The following is a 13,733-nucleotide window of genomic DNA, read 5'->3' as shown; positions in this document are numbered from 1 at the left end:
GGGGCAGCCCCAACCACGGCTTGTCGGTGGCGTCGAAGCCGGTGAGCTCGGCGATCTTGTCGTCCACGACGCGCAGGGCCGCGACGGCGAACAACCGGTGCTCCGGTTCGCCGGGGGCGCGGAGGTAGAGCGCGGCGGCGGGCATGCGGTTGACGGCCGTGGTGATGCCGCGCCAGTCGTCGCGGCCGCGCCGGAAGAGCCCACCGGAGACCCAGCCGTCCACCGCGTCCTTCGCCGTCGTGGTCACGGTGCCCGGGTCGGGCAGCATCGCGAAGCGCAGGTCCGCGCGCAGCAGCGACGTCAGCGCGGCGAGGTCCCCCCGCTCGTGGGCGTCGATGTAGGACCTCACGACGCGGCGCTCGTCGTCCGACAGCTCGTGGGTCGCGGGGCTCCGCCAGTCGAGCCGGCGGTCGGGCAGCCGCTCCCGCATCGTCCCGCGCGCCCGCTGCAGCGCGCTGGTCACCGACGCGACGGTCAGCTCGAGGGCGTCCGCGACCGTCGTCGCGCGCCAGCCGAGGACGTCACGCAGCACGAACACCGCCCGCTGCCGCGGCGGCAGGTGCTGGACGGCGACGATGAACGCCAGCTCGATCGTCTCCCGCGCCACCGCCGACTCCTGCGGATCCTCGGGGAGCATCGGATCGGGGAACGGCTGCAGGTGCAGCACCTCGGAGCCGGCGTCCGGCAGCCCGGACGGGACGGGGGTGCGGTCGGCGCGCTTGTCCAGGAAGTCGAGGCAGGCGTTGGTCGCGATCCGGTACAGCCAGGTCCGCAGCGCCGCACGGCCCTCGAACGACTCCCGCTTGTTCCACGCCCGTAGGAACGTCTCCTGCGTCAGATCACGGGCGTCCTCGTAGTTCGCGAGCATCCGGTAGCAGTGCACCTGCAGCTCGCGCCGATGGCGCTCCGTGAGGAGCGCGAACCGCGTCGCGTCGCCCGAGCGGACCGCCGCCAGGAGCGCGGCCTCGTCGGCGCCGTGAGGCCTGGCGTCGGTCATGGTCATCGATCCTTCCACCGGTTCGAGGGGCTGGAAGTACCGACGACGCGGCGGGGGGTTTCTGATCGGCGAGGCCCGTCGACACCGTCAGTCGGTCAGCAGGCCGTTCCGTGCAACGTGTTGTAGACGGCGTTGCCCGGGACGCACGCGGGGGTTCCCGGCCCGCTCTGGTCGATCGGGTGGGTGAACCACCACGCCGTGCCGCAGGCGAGAACGGTGGCGGCGACGATGACGGCGATGGAGGCCGCGCGGTGCTGCCGCCGGGCCCCGCGCGCCACCGCGACCGCGATGACGACGGAGCACACCACGACCGCCCCACCGGCGGCGAACTCCAGCAGGCTGCCGAGGTCGGCGGGCGGTTCGCCGACCGTGATGGTGTTGGAGACGACCTCCCCGGCCACGTACGTCCACTCGGCGCCGATCAACACCGCGGCAGCGGCGGCACGCAGCCTCGTGGGCAGGTGGCCCCAGACGACGACGAGGGCGGCCAGGGCGCCGAGCACCGCGAGCAAGGTGACGCCCGCGATCAGCGGGTCCAGCCAATCGGTGACGGGCATGCGACCGTCGCGGGCCCTGACCGCCGTGAACCCCATCAGGACGGCCACGAAGGCGAGGCCCAGCACCAGCGAGTACCCCACCACGGCCGGCGGCCGGTCGATCCGGTGGATGCGTGACGAGCGCATGCTCCCCCAAAGTGACGTGTGCGCGCACCTCATTCTTGCGCTGCTAATGTGGTGCGCGCGCACCTCACTTGTCAACCGCGGGAGGCAGCTGTGGCCCCGCCTGCACGCCGGCGCATCCTCGACGCGGCCGCTCGCCTGCTCCGCGAGCGCGGCCTGGCCCGGCTCACCACGCGCCAGATCGCCGAAGCCGCGGACGCGGCGGAGGGCAGCATCACCAAGAACTTCGGCGGCAAGATCGGCCTGTTGATCGAGCTCCTGTCGCAGGAGCTACCCGAGCTGCGCGCGTGGCAGGAGGCCGCCACCCCGCCGGGGCAGCGGCCGATGCGCACCGTGCTCGTCGACCTGGTGGAGCGCGGCGTCGACTACTACGCGGCGTCGCTCCCGATGATCGCCGGGGCCGCCGCCGACCAGGAGCTGTTCGCGGCGTACCGGAACGCCAACCGGCAACGCGGCACGGGCCCGCAGGTGGCCCTCGAGCGGCTCACCGACTACGTCGCGGAATGCCAGGACGCGGGCGAGCTGCCACGAGGCGTGCCACCCGCCACGATCGCCCTGATCCTGTGCGGCACGGCGCAGTTCGAGGCGTACGCCGAACACCTCTTCGGCGCGGACGCCCTCGACGGCGACCGGTCCGAACGGATCAGGGCGGTGGCCGACGTGCTCCTCGCCGGCAGGCCCTCCGAGCGGTGATCGCTCGATCGGCACGGGGCGGCGTCACGCGGGGGCGCCGAGCGGCGGGTGCTCGAGCACCCGCGGCTTGTACTCGACCATCTGGATGCTGCCGTCGAAGGTCCGGTGGTCGGTCATCTCGAGGGCGACGTCCGGATAGCCGTCGTAGATGCGTTCCGCGCCCGTCGCCCCGGTGATCACCGGGAACATCACGACCCGGAACCGATCGACGAGCCCCGCCCCCAGCAGGGACCGGCACAGGGTGAGGCTGCCGATCGTGCTGAGGATCGCCGGGCGGTCCTGCTTCATGGCGCGAACGGCCTCGACGGCGTCGCCGCGGACGAGCGTGGAGTTGGCCCACGTCAGCGGTTCCTCGAGCGTGGAGGAGAACACCACCTTCGACGCTCGCGTGAGCTCGTCGACGGACTCCTGCTCCTCGGGCCGGAACTCGTCCTGGCCGCCCGGAACCGCGCCGGCGGCGAAGCCCGACATCGTCCGGTAGGTGTTCGCTCCCATCAGGTACGTGACCTCGGGCTGCTCGCCGAGCCACGCGAGGTACTCCGGGGCCTCGAGGCCCCAGAACCCGGGCCAGCCCTCCCCCGACGCGTAGCCGTCGAGGGAGGTGATGAAGTCGACGAGAAGCTCTGCCATGTCTTTCGTCCTTTCCTCGGTGTCACGACCTTGGACCGGCGCCGAGCCGCGAACTCATCGGATCGGTGCGTAATCTCTCGGGCAGAGTTGGGACGGGGGGCTTCCAGACGTGAACGACGTTCCGGAGATCGACACGACCGTGCCGCACGGGGCGCGGACCTACGACTACTGGCTGGGCGGCAAGGACAACTACGCCGCCGACCGGGCGCTGGGCGACCAGATCCGGCAACGGATCCCGACGATCAGCGCCATGGCCCTGGCGAACCGGGCGTTCCTCACCCGGGCGGTGCGCTACCTGGCCCGCGACGCCGGGATCCGCCAGTTCCTCGACATCGGCACCGGCATCCCCACCGCCCCGAACGTCCACCAGGTCGCGCAGGCGGTCAACCCCGCCGCTCGCGTGGTCTACGTCGACAACGACCCGATCGTGCTCGCCCACGCCCGGGCGCTGATGACGAGCACGCCGGAAGGGCGCACGTCGTTCCTGCTCGGCGACTTCACAGACCCGGACGCGATCCTCGCCAGCCCGCAACTGCGCGAGACGCTCGACCTCGGCGAGCCGGTGGGCCTGCTGCTCGTCGCCATGCTCATGTACTTCGACCCGGCCGAGGGCGAGGACCCCTACCCCGTGGTCGAGACGCTGGTCGACGCGTTGCCGGCGGGCAGCCACGTGGCGATCAGCCACCCCACCGCCGACTTCGCCCCGGACGCGATGGCCGATGCGCAGGCGGTGATCAGGCAGTCCGGCATCACGTTCGTGGCGCGCGACCACGCGGAGGTCACCCGCTTCTTCGCCGGCCTCGAGCTCGTCGACCCGGGGGTCGTGCCGGTGCTCGGGTGGCGGCCCGACGAGCAGGACACCGGGGCGATCGATGAGAAGAGCGCCTACTACTGGGCCGGCGTGGCGAAGAAGGTGTGAGCTGACGGCGGATCTTGCTAAGGTCCGCCGCCGTGGCGGACCGACCGATCCCGACCCTGTCCTTCCTCGCGACCGTCGAGGTCACCGTCGGCCGACCGGTCGAGGTCGGCCCCACCGTCGACGGCCATCGGCGGATCATCCCGATCCTGGGCGGGACGGTCACGGGGCCCGAGCTGGTCGGCACCGTGCTGCCGGCGGGTGCCGACTTCCAGGTGCTGAAGACCGGCACCCTCACCGAGCTGCACGCGCAGTACGCCATCGAGACCGGTGACGGCGAGCGGATCTCCGTCACGAACTTCGGTCTGCGCTCCGGATCGCCGGACGACATCGCCGCGCTCGTCCGCGGGGAGCCCGTGCCCGCGGAGCGGATCTACTTCCGCTGCACGCCGCGGATGATCTCGGCGGGTCCGAGGTGGGCGTGGCTCGCCGAGCGGATCCTCGTCGGCACCGGGGAGCGGCACCCCGAGGCGGTCCGGCTGCACCTCTACGTCGTCGACTGAGCAGCCGCGGCCGCCTGCCGGACTCCCAGCCCGTGGACCTGCGTCAGCTCGAGTACTTCCTCGCCGTGGTCGAGCACGGTGGGGTGCACCGGGCCGCCGCGGCGCTGCGCGTCGCGCAGCCGTCGCTGAGCCAGTCCCTGCGCCGGCTCGAGAAGGACCTGCAGGCGGACCTGTTCCACCGCGTGGGGCGCGGCCTGGTGCTCGCACCGGCGGGTGAGGCGCTGGTCGGCCCCGCCCGCCAGATGCTGCGCACGCTCGGCGAGGCCTACGACGCGGTGCGCGAGGTCCGCGACCTCGAGGCCGGGCGGATCGACGTGGCGGCGCTCGCCGACCTCTCCGCGGACCCGGCCGCGATCTGGGTTGCCCAGTTCCGGGTGGCCAACCCGGGGGTCAGCGCGCGCATCGAGGAGCGCGACGACGTGGCGCAGGTGACCGAGCTGGTCGCGTCCGGCGAGTGCGAGGTCGGCGTCGGCGTGCTCCCGCAGCCGCCCCGACCCGGCATCGTGCTCGAACGGCTGCTCACGCAGCACTTCGTGTTCGTCGCCCCGCCGGGCACCGAGGACGGGTTCCCCGATCCGGTCCGGCTCGCCGACCTCGACGGCGTCCCGCTGGTGCTGGGCGAGCGGCGCGCCACCACCCGCGAGTGGATCGAGGCGACCCTGCGCGCGGCTGACGTCGAACCGCTGGTCTCGGTCGAGGTGCCCCAGCGGGGCGCCGTGCTGCCCACGCTCCTGAACGGCGGCGGCGCGGCGATCATGCCGCTGCGGCAGGCGCTCGACGCGCGCCTGCGCGACGCCGTGGTCCGGGAGCTCGACCCACCCCTGCGCCGCGAGATCGGCGTCGTGCACCGGTCGGGCCGGCAGGCGGCGGCGACGGCGGCGTTCCTCGACTTCACCCGCGGCCGCGTGGGTTCGTGGGAGCGCGCGGTCGAGCGCCGGATGGCCGCGGGCCTCGGGCTGGTGGCCGCGGCGGCGGACACCGATCTCGCCGTCCGGCGGCGGCAGCGCGCGGAGTTCTCCGCCCGCTCCCCCGTCGCCCGGATCACCCGCCGGCCCCGGGACCTCGATGGCCCGACGTCGAACCGATAGGCGGGATGGATCGGATCAGGTGATTTTCGGTCTTTGACCTTGCACGTCGGTGGGGCTTTGACTGAGGCCGGATTCGGCCCACCGGGGTGCCACCAGGCGTTCCGGCGGCCAGGGACCGCGGGAGAACGCCATGGCAGAGACGCAGACGACGGGAGCCGCGACGACGCAGCCGGCGGTGGAGGGGCTGCGTCGCGGCGCGTGGACGGCGACCGCCCTCGCATTCGCGTTCATGCTGCTCAACTTCGCCGACAAGGCCTCGCTCGGCTTCGCCGGCAGCTCCATCATGCGCGACCTGGGCATCACCCCGGCCGAGTTCGGCGTGGTGCAGAGCTCGTTCTTCTGGCTGTTCGCCGCCGGTGCCCTGGTGGTCGGGGCGCTGAGCACCCGGGTCCCGGTCCGGTTCCTGCTGCCGGCGCTGATGGCCGTCTGGGTCCTCACGATGGTGCCGCTGCTGTTCCCGGTGGGCTTCGGCCTGTTGCTGGTCTCCCGCGTCGTGCTCGGCTTCGCCGAAGGCCCCGCGTACGCGCTCGCGACCCACGTCGTGCACTCGTGGTTCCCGCCGGAGGAGCGCGCGCTGCCCGCCGGGGTGATCAGCGCGGGGAGCTCGGTCGGCCCGCTGATCGCGGCGCCGGTGCTGACGGTCGTGATCGCCACGTGGGACTGGCACGCGGCGTTCCTCGTGCTGATCGTCGCCGGGCTGGTCTGGCTGGTCGCCTGGTTCCTGCTGAGCCGTCCCTCGCCGGAGGAGCCGACCGCACCCCGCGACGACGCGGCCGCCGGTGCCGCCCCGCGAGCCCGCACCGACTGGCGGCTGCTGGTCCGCCAGCTGCGCACCCCGACGATCATCGGAGTGGCCCTGCTGGCGTTCGTCGGCTACTGGACCACGACGCTGCGGGTGTCCTGGCTGCCGCTCTACCTGGAACAGGGCCTCGGCTACGACGCGGTCACCGCGGGCCGGCTGGTGACGGCGCCCTACGCGGTGGCCGCGGCCGCCGCGGTCGCCGCCGGTTACGCGTCCAACCGCATGATCGCCGCCGGGGTGTCGCGGCGCTGGGCCCGCGGCGGGCTGTCGGTGGGGTTCGTCGTACTCGGCGGGATCAGCATGTTCCTGTTCACCGTGATCCCGCAGGGCGCCGTGCAGATGGTCCTGGTCAGCTGCGCGTTCTCGCTCAACTCGGCCGCGTACGGGGTGGCGCTCACGATCGTGGCGGACCTGGTCCGTCCGGGGCACCGCGGTGCCGTGCTGGGCTGCCTGGTCGCCTTCTACAGCATGGCCGGGGTGCTCGCACCGCTCGTCCTGGGCTTCTCGATCGGGGACGGCACCGCCGCGGCGGCGGGTTACGGTCAGGGCTTCGTGATCAGCGCGATGGTGATCGTCCTCGGCGGCCTGCTGTCGCTGCTGCTCATCAACCCGGAGCGCGACATCGCACGGCTCAGCGGCGACGGCGAGGCGGTGCCGGCGTGAGGCAGCCGCTCGACGGGGTCCGCGTCGTCGACTTCGGCCAGTTCATCGCCGTGCCGGCGGCCGGGGCCGCGCTCGCCCGCATGGGCGCCGACGTGATCAAGGTCGAGCCGGTGGGCGGCGAGTCGGCCCGGCAGATCGGCATCTACGGCGAGGCGATGGTGCGCACCTACAACGGGGACAAGAGGTCCATCGCCGTCGACCTGCGCACCCCGGAGGGCCAGGCGCTCGCGCAGCGGCTCGTCCGGGGCGCCGACATCGTCCTGCAGAACCTGCGCACCGGCGTCATGGAGTCGTTCGGCCTGGGACCGGCCGACGTGCGCGCGGTCAACCCCGGCGTCGTCTACGGGTCGGTCAGCGGCTTCGGGCGGGGCGGCCCCTCCCGCGACCGCCCGGGGTTCGACATCGCCGCGCAGGCCGAGAGCGGCCTGATGTCGATCACCGGGGAGGCCGGCCGGGAGCCGCAGCGCGTCGGGGTGCCGATCGTCGACGCGGCGGCCGGGCACGTGCTGGCCGAGGCGGTCCTCGGCGCCTACATCGGCCGACTCCGCTTCGGCAGCGGCCGGGACGTCGAGGTCTCCCTACTCGACGTGGCCATCCACCTGCAGGCCACGACGTGGGGCGAGTACTTCCTCACCGGCCGCGAACCCGAGCGCAAGGGCAACGGGCAGCCCACCGTCGCGCCCGCGGCGGACGTCGTGCCCACCGCCGACGGCGCGATCGTGCTGTCCGCCTACACCCCCGCCCACTTCGCGAGGCTCTGCGCGCTCATCGGCCGACCCGAGCTGGCGGACGACCCGCGGTTCGCCACGAACCCCGACCGGGTGGCGCACCGGGCCGAGCTGCTCGCCGAGCTCGCCCCGGCGTTCGCCGATCTCACCAGCGAGAAGGCGCTCGAGGTGCTCGTCGGCAACGGCATCGTCGCGGCCGCGATCCTGAGCTACGAGCAGGTGACGCGGCACCCCGACGTCCGCGCCTCCGGCACGTTCGTCGAGGTCCCCGACGCGGCCGGGCCGTACCCGGTGGTGCGCGAGCCGTTCCGGCTCGACGCCGTCGGCACACCGGCGCGCACGCCTGCGCCCCGGGTCGGCCAGCACACGCGGGAGATCCTGACCGAGCTCGGCTACCCCGACAGCGCGATCGACGACCTGGTGCACCGCGGGATCGTCGGGACCGGGGAGGAGTAGGGGTGCCCGCAGGCGTCGACCGCGAGGACGGGGACGGCATCGCCCGGCTGATCCTGCGCAACGAGGGCCGCCGCAACGCGCTCGCCGTCGACCTGTTCGACGACCTGGACCGCGAGCTGGCGGCGCTTCAGCACGACCCCGCCGTGCAGGTGGTCGTGCTCACCGGGCACGGGTCGGCGTTCTCGGTGGGCGCCGACCTCGCCGCTCCCCCGCACCGACGCACGCTGCGCGGGGACTCGGCGGACGCGGACCTGTCCCGCTTGCGTCGGGTCGGCCGGATCGCCGAGCGGCTGCACCGGTTGCCGCAGGTCACCGTGGCGGCCGTCAACGGGGCCTGCGCCGGCGCGGGGCTCTCCCTCGCGCTGGCCTGCGACCTGCGGATCGCGCCCGAGACGGCGGTGTTCAACACCGCCTTCCTCGCCGCGGGGCTGTCCGGCGACCTCGGCGGGATCTGGTTCGCGACCCGCATCCTCGGCCAGGCGAAGGCCCGCGAGCTGTTCCTGCTGCCCGAGCGGCTGCCGGCCCGGGAGGCCTGCGCCGCCGGGCTGGTCAGCAGGGTGACGCCCGCCGAGTCCTTCCCCACCGAGCTCGCCGCCCTCACGGCGCGGCTCGCGGCCAGCGCCCCACGGGCACTGCGGGCGATGAAGGCGAACCTGCGCGACGCCGACCGGATGCCCCTGGCCGACTACCTCGACGTCGAGAGCGAGCGGATGGTCGCCACGTTCCACACCGACGACGCCCGCGAGGCGGCGCGGGCGTTCCTCGAGCGGCGCGAACCCGTCTTCACCGGCCGTTGATCCACGGACCCCAGGACCTCGACGGGGTCGCGGAGGTGACTGCGCCGATCGGCGTCGCCCGCTCCCCCGCTGAGGTCGCGGCAGGTCCGCTCCCCTGCCTCGGACGCCGCCCGCCACATCACCGGCGCCGAGATCGTCGACGGCAGGATACGGCGGGCTGACCTGCCGTTCCGGCGCCGTTCGGTCAGCCCGGGTGCCGTGGGGTGTTGCTCAGGCTCCACCCGGACACGCGAGCCAGCGCGACCTCCAGCTGCGGCACCCTGACCACGTCCGTCGCCGCGGGCCCCTGGATGGTGACGTTGACCAGGTGCACGTGCTGGATCTGCGTCGCGTGCACCGGGGCCTCGTCCTCGTAGCCGCTGGCGACGTCGCGGAGCGCCACCCGCACCGCCGCGCTGATCGCGCCGTTGCCGTGCTCGGTCTGACCGGCCAGGGCACGCAGCCACGCCGATCGGCCCACCGCGTGCCCGGTGATCACCTTGCCGTCGACGTACAGCGTCACCCCGAAGCCGTCGTCGACGCGCGCGAAGTTCTCCAGCATCGCCCGCAGCACCGGGAACCGGCCCCCGTCGTCCCACTCGTCCACGCTGGGAGGCCGCATTCCCTCCGCCATGGCGCGACCATATCGCGGCGGCGGTCGCCCGAGTTCGTCCGTTGGTGCCGCGAGCAGATGTCACCCGTCGGACGCCGGCGGTAACCCGGACGACACAGGATTGCCTGACGATCCGACACATGAGCTCCCCCGATCCGGCAGTTGCCCGCGCACTCCTCGTCCGCGGCCTGGGAAGGCGCGCCTTCCTCCGGGCCGCCACCGCCCTGACGGGCGCGGGCGGGGCAGGTCTGCTCGCCGCCTGCAGCGCCACACCCGTGGCGACGTCCCCGGCGGGTGGCGGGACGGCGTCCGACACCCCGCTGCAGCCCGGCTCCGGGCCGATCGACGGTGATCACTACCTGCAGTCCACGCTGGACACCGTCCGCTGGGGGTACGTACCGGCGATCGGCGCCGAACCGGCGCTCACGATCGCCTCCGGCGAGACCGTCACCATCGACACCGTGTCGCACGAGGGGATCCTCGAGGACCAGGGGCGCGACCCCGTCGCGTACTTCGGCGGCCACGGCGTGGCGCAGGACGACGTGCTCACCGACGCCGTGACCATCGCCCGCGACTACGCGCGCACCCCGCGCAACTTCGACGTCGACGGCCCCCACGTGATCACCGGCCCGGTGTTCGTCGAGGGCGCGCAGCCCGGCGACGTGCTCAGGGTCGAGACGCTCTCGGCGGTGCCGCGCGTGCCCTACGGCGTGGTGTCCAGCCGGCACGGGAAGGGAGCGCTGGCCCGCACGTCCGACGGCGGTGCCCCGGCCGGGATCACGGTGGACGAGGTGATGCCGCCGGTCGCCACCGACGGCCGTGCGAGCGGCGACCCGCAGGCCTACGGCAACGTATCGATCTTCACCACGGTGCGGGACGGAGACGGCGGGCCGCTGGGGGTGATGCCGTTCGGCGACCGCGAGGTGGCATTCCCGCTGCGGCCGTTCATGGGGACGATGGGCGTCGCGCACACCGCGGCCGCGAGCGAGACCGCGCCCGAGCTGAACTCGATCCCACCGACGCTCGGCGGCGGCAACATCGACATCCGGCTGCTCGGCGCGGGCTCGGTGCTCTACCTGCCCGTGCACGGCGAGGGAGCGCTGTTCTACGTCGGCGACCCGCACCTCGCGATGGGGGACGGGGAGGTGGCGCTCACCGCGCTGGAGGGCTCGCTGCGGGCCACGTTCCGGCTGACGGTGTGCAAGCCCGGCTCCGGCGAGGCGCCGTCGGTCGCCTACCGCTACCCGTTCGCGGAGACCACCGACGCGTGGGTGCCCATCGGCCTCTCCGACCCGGACGGCTCCGCGGGCGGGCAGGTGAGCGACCTGGACGTGGCGATGCGGCGCGCCGTGGTGAACGCCCTGGACTTCCTCGAGCAGGACCAGGGCATGGACCGCGCCACCGCCTACGCCTACCTCTCCGCCGCGGCCGACTTCACGATCTCGCAGGTGGTGGACCGCACGGTCGGCGTGCACGGCGTGATCACGAAGTCGCACTTCCGCGCATGAGCGTGGCCACCTGACACCGGGCGGCGCGGCGCCTTCCCGATGCATCGATTCCGCGTAGGACGTCAGCACCCACCTCGTATGCCCTCGGCCTTCTCCTCCGGCCGACGACCTTGATACGAAGGGTCGACTCGAGGTCGGGAGGCGTACGGATGGCGTACAGCCCGTGGTCCCTGCTCACGGACGCAGGCCTGATCGGTGGCCTGCTGCTGGTGGGCACGCTGGTGCGCAGGTGGGTGGGGCTCGCCCAGCGGCTGATGCTGCCGGCGAGCGTGATCGCGGGCTTCCTCGGCCTCCTGCTCGGCCCGAAGGTGCTCGGCGTGCTGCCGTTCTCCGACCAGCTCGGCACCTACGCGTCCGTGCTGATCGCGGTGATCTTCGCCTGCCTGGCGCTCTCCGACGACATGGGCGTGCGCGGGTTCGGGCCGTCGACGGGCGCGTTCTCCCTGTACTCGATGGGTGCGTACGCGCTCCAGGTCGGGCTGGGCATGCTGCTGGCCCTGCTCGTGCTCACCCCCGCGTTCGGCACGCCCGCGGGGTTCGGGCTGCTGCTGTTCGCGGGATGGGCCGGGGGGTTCGGCTCGGCGGCGGCGATCGGGAGCGTGTTCTCCGACGCCGGCTGGGCCGAGGCCGGCTCGCTGGCGTTCACCTCGGCCACCGTCGGGCTGCTCGTCGGGGTGGTCGGCGGGATCGTCTGGGCGAACTGGGGCGCTCGGCGCGGCCACGCGCAACGGCTCGGGAACTTCACCGACCTGCCGGACTCGCTGCGCACCGGGCTCGTGCGCGATCCCGACGAGCGGGCGTCGATCGGCACGGCCACGACCTCGGCGTCCTCGATAGAGCCGCTCGGTCTGCAGGTGTGCCTGGTCGCGGCCGTGTCCGCCGCGGCGTACGGGGTGGCCGAGCTGTCCACGGCGCTGTACCCGCAGTTCTCGCCGCCGGTGTTCGCGCTGGCGTTCATCGTGGGGTTGCTGGTCAAGACCGCGCTCCGGCGCACCCCCGCCTGGGCCTACGCGTGCCCACGCACGATGCGCGGCATCTCGGGTGTGGCCACGGACATCCTCATCGTCTGCGGGATCGCCTCGATCGTGCCCAGCTTCGTCGTCGCCAACTGGGTCCCGCTGGTGCTGCTGTTCGTCTTCGGGCTGGCCTTCTGCCTGGTGATGTTCCGGTGGGTCGCGCCCGCCCTGATGCACGACGCCTGGTTCGAGAAGGCGATCTTCACCTGGGGGTGGGCCACCGGCTCGATCCCCACCTCCATCGCGCTCCTGCGCATGGTCGACCCCGACCTGGACAGCCGCACCCTCGAGGAGTTCGGGATCGCATACCTGCCGGTCGCGCCCGTGGAGACCGCGAGCGTCGCCCTGACCCCGGTGATCGTGCTCGTCGGCGCCGCGTGGGCGATCGCGGCGGGCTGGACGGCGCTGGGGGTCGTCGCCCTCGTCCTGCCGTTCGTGCTCGGGTGGGCCCGCCGCGGCGCCCTGCGGGCCACCACGGCCGCCGCCACGGACAACCCGGGGAGGACCGCATGACCATCGAACGCCTCGACGCCGACGTCGCGGTCATCGGGCTCGGCGCGATGGGGGCGATGAGCGCCTGGCGGCTCGCGCGCGCGGGCGCCCGGGTGCTCGGTTTCGAGCAGTTCGGCATCGCCCACGACCGCGGCGCGGCCGGCGGGGAGTCGCGCCTGTTCCGCATGGCCTACCACGAGGGCCCGGAGTACGTGCCGCTGCTGCGCCGGGCGCGCGAGCTGTGGCTGGAGCTCGCGGCGGTGTCCGGGCGGGACCTGTTCCTCCCGACCGGCTGCCTGTCGATCGGGCTGCCCGACCTGCCGCCGATGGTCAACGTGCGCCGCTCGGTCACCGACCACGACCTCGAGCACGAGGTCCTCGCCCACGACGAGCTCGCGACCCGCTACCCGCAGCACCGCCTCCACGAGGGCGAGATCGGCATCCTCGACGTCGCGGGCGGGATGCTCCGGCCGGAGCTGGCGGTGCTCGCGGCGGCCCAGCAGGCCCGCGCAATGGGCGCCCGGCTGCACGAGCACACCCCGGTGCGGGCGATCGAACCCGGCGGCGCCGGGGTCACGGTCGTCACCGACGAGGCGCGCTACCGGGTGCGCCGGGTCGTCGTCACCGCGGGACCGTGGACCGGCGAGCTGGTGCCGGACGTCGCGGTCACCGTGAAGCCGATCGTGCTCACCTGGTTCGCCCCCCAGGATCTTCCCGCCTACGCGCCCGGCGCGTTCCCGGCCTTCATCCGCGACACCGACGGCGTGCACCTCTTCGGCTGCCCCGTGCTCGACGGCATGTCCGTGAAGTGCGGTTTCGCCGACGTGTGGCCGCCGCTGCCCGGGCCGCGGGAGCTGACCCGCGACCTGCCCGGCTCCGCGCTGCGCCCCATCTCCGACGCGGTGCGCCGCTTCCTGCCGGGCCTGCACCCCGAACCGATCCGGCACGGCGTCTACATGGACGGCTACACACCCGACCGCACGGCGGTCGTGGGCCCGCTGCCGGACGCCCCGTCCGTGGTGGTGCTGGCGGGTTTCTCCGGGCACGGGTTCAAGATGGCGCCGGTGTTCGGCAGCATCGCGGCGGACCTGGCGCTCGAGGGCGGCACCGACTTCGACGTCACGCGGATGAGCCCGTCCCGGTTCGGCGCCGCGGCGTGAGCAGGTCCGACG

Annotated in this window: 14 protein-coding genes; 10 read left to right on the top strand and 4 right to left on the bottom strand. The window is 73.5% G+C overall.

What is annotated here, in order from left to right; translation table 11 throughout:
- On the bottom strand, positions 1 to 997 hold a 997-nt coding region (locus VKZ81_RS14915), incomplete at its 3' end, for an RNA polymerase subunit sigma-70 (RefSeq protein ID WP_324242148.1).
- Positions 998 to 1,092: 95 nt separating this feature from the next.
- Positions 1,093 to 1,680 (bottom strand): hypothetical protein, encoded by a 588-nt coding sequence (locus VKZ81_RS14910; RefSeq protein ID WP_324242147.1) that lies wholly within the window; start codon positions 1,678 to 1,680, stop codon positions 1,093 to 1,095.
- A gap of 90 nt (positions 1,681 to 1,770) precedes the next feature.
- On the opposite strand from VKZ81_RS14910, the gene VKZ81_RS14905 reads away from it, so the two are divergent.
- On the top strand, positions 1,771 to 2,370 hold the full coding sequence (locus tag VKZ81_RS14905) for a TetR/AcrR family transcriptional regulator (protein WP_324242146.1): 600 nt from the start codon (positions 1,771 to 1,773) through the stop codon (positions 2,368 to 2,370).
- 24 nt (positions 2,371 to 2,394) lie between these two features.
- Here VKZ81_RS14905 and VKZ81_RS14900 read toward each other — a convergent pair whose 3' ends face one another.
- The gene (locus VKZ81_RS14900) at positions 2,395 to 3,000 is read right to left on the bottom strand and encodes a dihydrofolate reductase family protein (protein ID WP_324242145.1); all 606 of its coding nucleotides are present in this window, start codon (positions 2,998 to 3,000) and stop codon (positions 2,395 to 2,397) included.
- A gap of 109 nt (positions 3,001 to 3,109) precedes the next feature.
- On the opposite strand from VKZ81_RS14900, the gene VKZ81_RS14895 reads away from it, so the two are divergent.
- The 6 genes from VKZ81_RS14895 to VKZ81_RS14870 all read left to right on the top strand — a co-directional run bounded on the left by VKZ81_RS14895 (position 3,110) and on the right by VKZ81_RS14870 (position 8,953).
- Positions 3,110 to 3,919, top strand: a complete 810-nt coding sequence (locus VKZ81_RS14895) for an SAM-dependent methyltransferase (protein ID WP_324242144.1) — start codon at positions 3,110 to 3,112, stop codon at positions 3,917 to 3,919.
- Between the two features lie 32 nt (positions 3,920 to 3,951).
- The gene (locus VKZ81_RS14890) at positions 3,952 to 4,419 is read left to right on the top strand and encodes a DUF3237 domain-containing protein (protein WP_324242143.1); all 468 of its coding nucleotides are present in this window, start codon (positions 3,952 to 3,954) and stop codon (positions 4,417 to 4,419) included.
- Between the two features lie 32 nt (positions 4,420 to 4,451).
- Positions 4,452 to 5,507 (top strand): LysR family transcriptional regulator, encoded by a 1,056-nt coding sequence (locus VKZ81_RS14885; protein WP_324242142.1) that lies wholly within the window; start codon positions 4,452 to 4,454, stop codon positions 5,505 to 5,507.
- A gap of 130 nt (positions 5,508 to 5,637) precedes the next feature.
- Complete coding sequence (locus VKZ81_RS14880; RefSeq protein ID WP_324242141.1) at positions 5,638 to 6,972, top strand: MFS transporter; 1,335 nt, start codon at positions 5,638 to 5,640, stop codon at positions 6,970 to 6,972.
- On the top strand, positions 6,969 to 8,156 hold the full coding sequence (locus tag VKZ81_RS14875; RefSeq protein ID WP_324242140.1) for a CaiB/BaiF CoA transferase family protein: 1,188 nt from the start codon (positions 6,969 to 6,971) through the stop codon (positions 8,154 to 8,156). Before VKZ81_RS14880 ends, VKZ81_RS14875 begins: the two co-directional genes overlap by 4 nt.
- Before the next feature lie 2 nt (positions 8,157 to 8,158).
- Positions 8,159 to 8,953, top strand: a complete 795-nt coding sequence (locus tag VKZ81_RS14870) for an enoyl-CoA hydratase-related protein (RefSeq protein ID WP_324242139.1) — start codon at positions 8,159 to 8,161, stop codon at positions 8,951 to 8,953.
- Positions 8,954 to 9,137: 184 nt separating this feature from the next.
- Here the strand turns inward: VKZ81_RS14870 and VKZ81_RS14865 are convergent, their stop codons facing one another.
- On the bottom strand, positions 9,138 to 9,566 hold the full coding sequence (locus VKZ81_RS14865) for a GvpU-like protein (protein ID WP_324242138.1): 429 nt from the start codon (positions 9,564 to 9,566) through the stop codon (positions 9,138 to 9,140).
- Between the two features lie 254 nt (positions 9,567 to 9,820).
- On the opposite strand from VKZ81_RS14865, the gene VKZ81_RS14860 reads away from it, so the two are divergent.
- The 3 genes from VKZ81_RS14860 to solA all read left to right on the top strand — a co-directional run bounded on the left by VKZ81_RS14860 (position 9,821) and on the right by solA (position 13,721).
- Positions 9,821 to 11,053 (top strand): acetamidase/formamidase family protein, encoded by a 1,233-nt coding sequence (locus VKZ81_RS14860; protein WP_324242137.1) that lies wholly within the window; start codon positions 9,821 to 9,823, stop codon positions 11,051 to 11,053.
- A 149-nt stretch (positions 11,054 to 11,202) separates the two neighbouring features.
- Complete coding sequence (locus VKZ81_RS14855; RefSeq protein WP_324242136.1) at positions 11,203 to 12,582, top strand: sodium/glutamate symporter; 1,380 nt, start codon at positions 11,203 to 11,205, stop codon at positions 12,580 to 12,582.
- The gene (gene solA, locus VKZ81_RS14850; protein WP_324242135.1) at positions 12,579 to 13,721 is read left to right on the top strand and encodes an N-methyl-L-tryptophan oxidase; all 1,143 of its coding nucleotides are present in this window, start codon (positions 12,579 to 12,581) and stop codon (positions 13,719 to 13,721) included. The genes VKZ81_RS14855 and solA overlap by 4 nt, the downstream gene beginning before the upstream one ends.
- Positions 13,722 to 13,733 lie beyond the last annotated feature (12 nt).

The sequence above is a fragment of the Pseudonocardia sp. genome, from assembly GCF_035305885.1.
Taxonomy (GTDB): domain Bacteria; phylum Actinomycetota; class Actinomycetes; order Mycobacteriales; family Pseudonocardiaceae; genus Pseudonocardia.
This window is presented reverse-complemented; position numbering and strand designations above follow the sequence as displayed.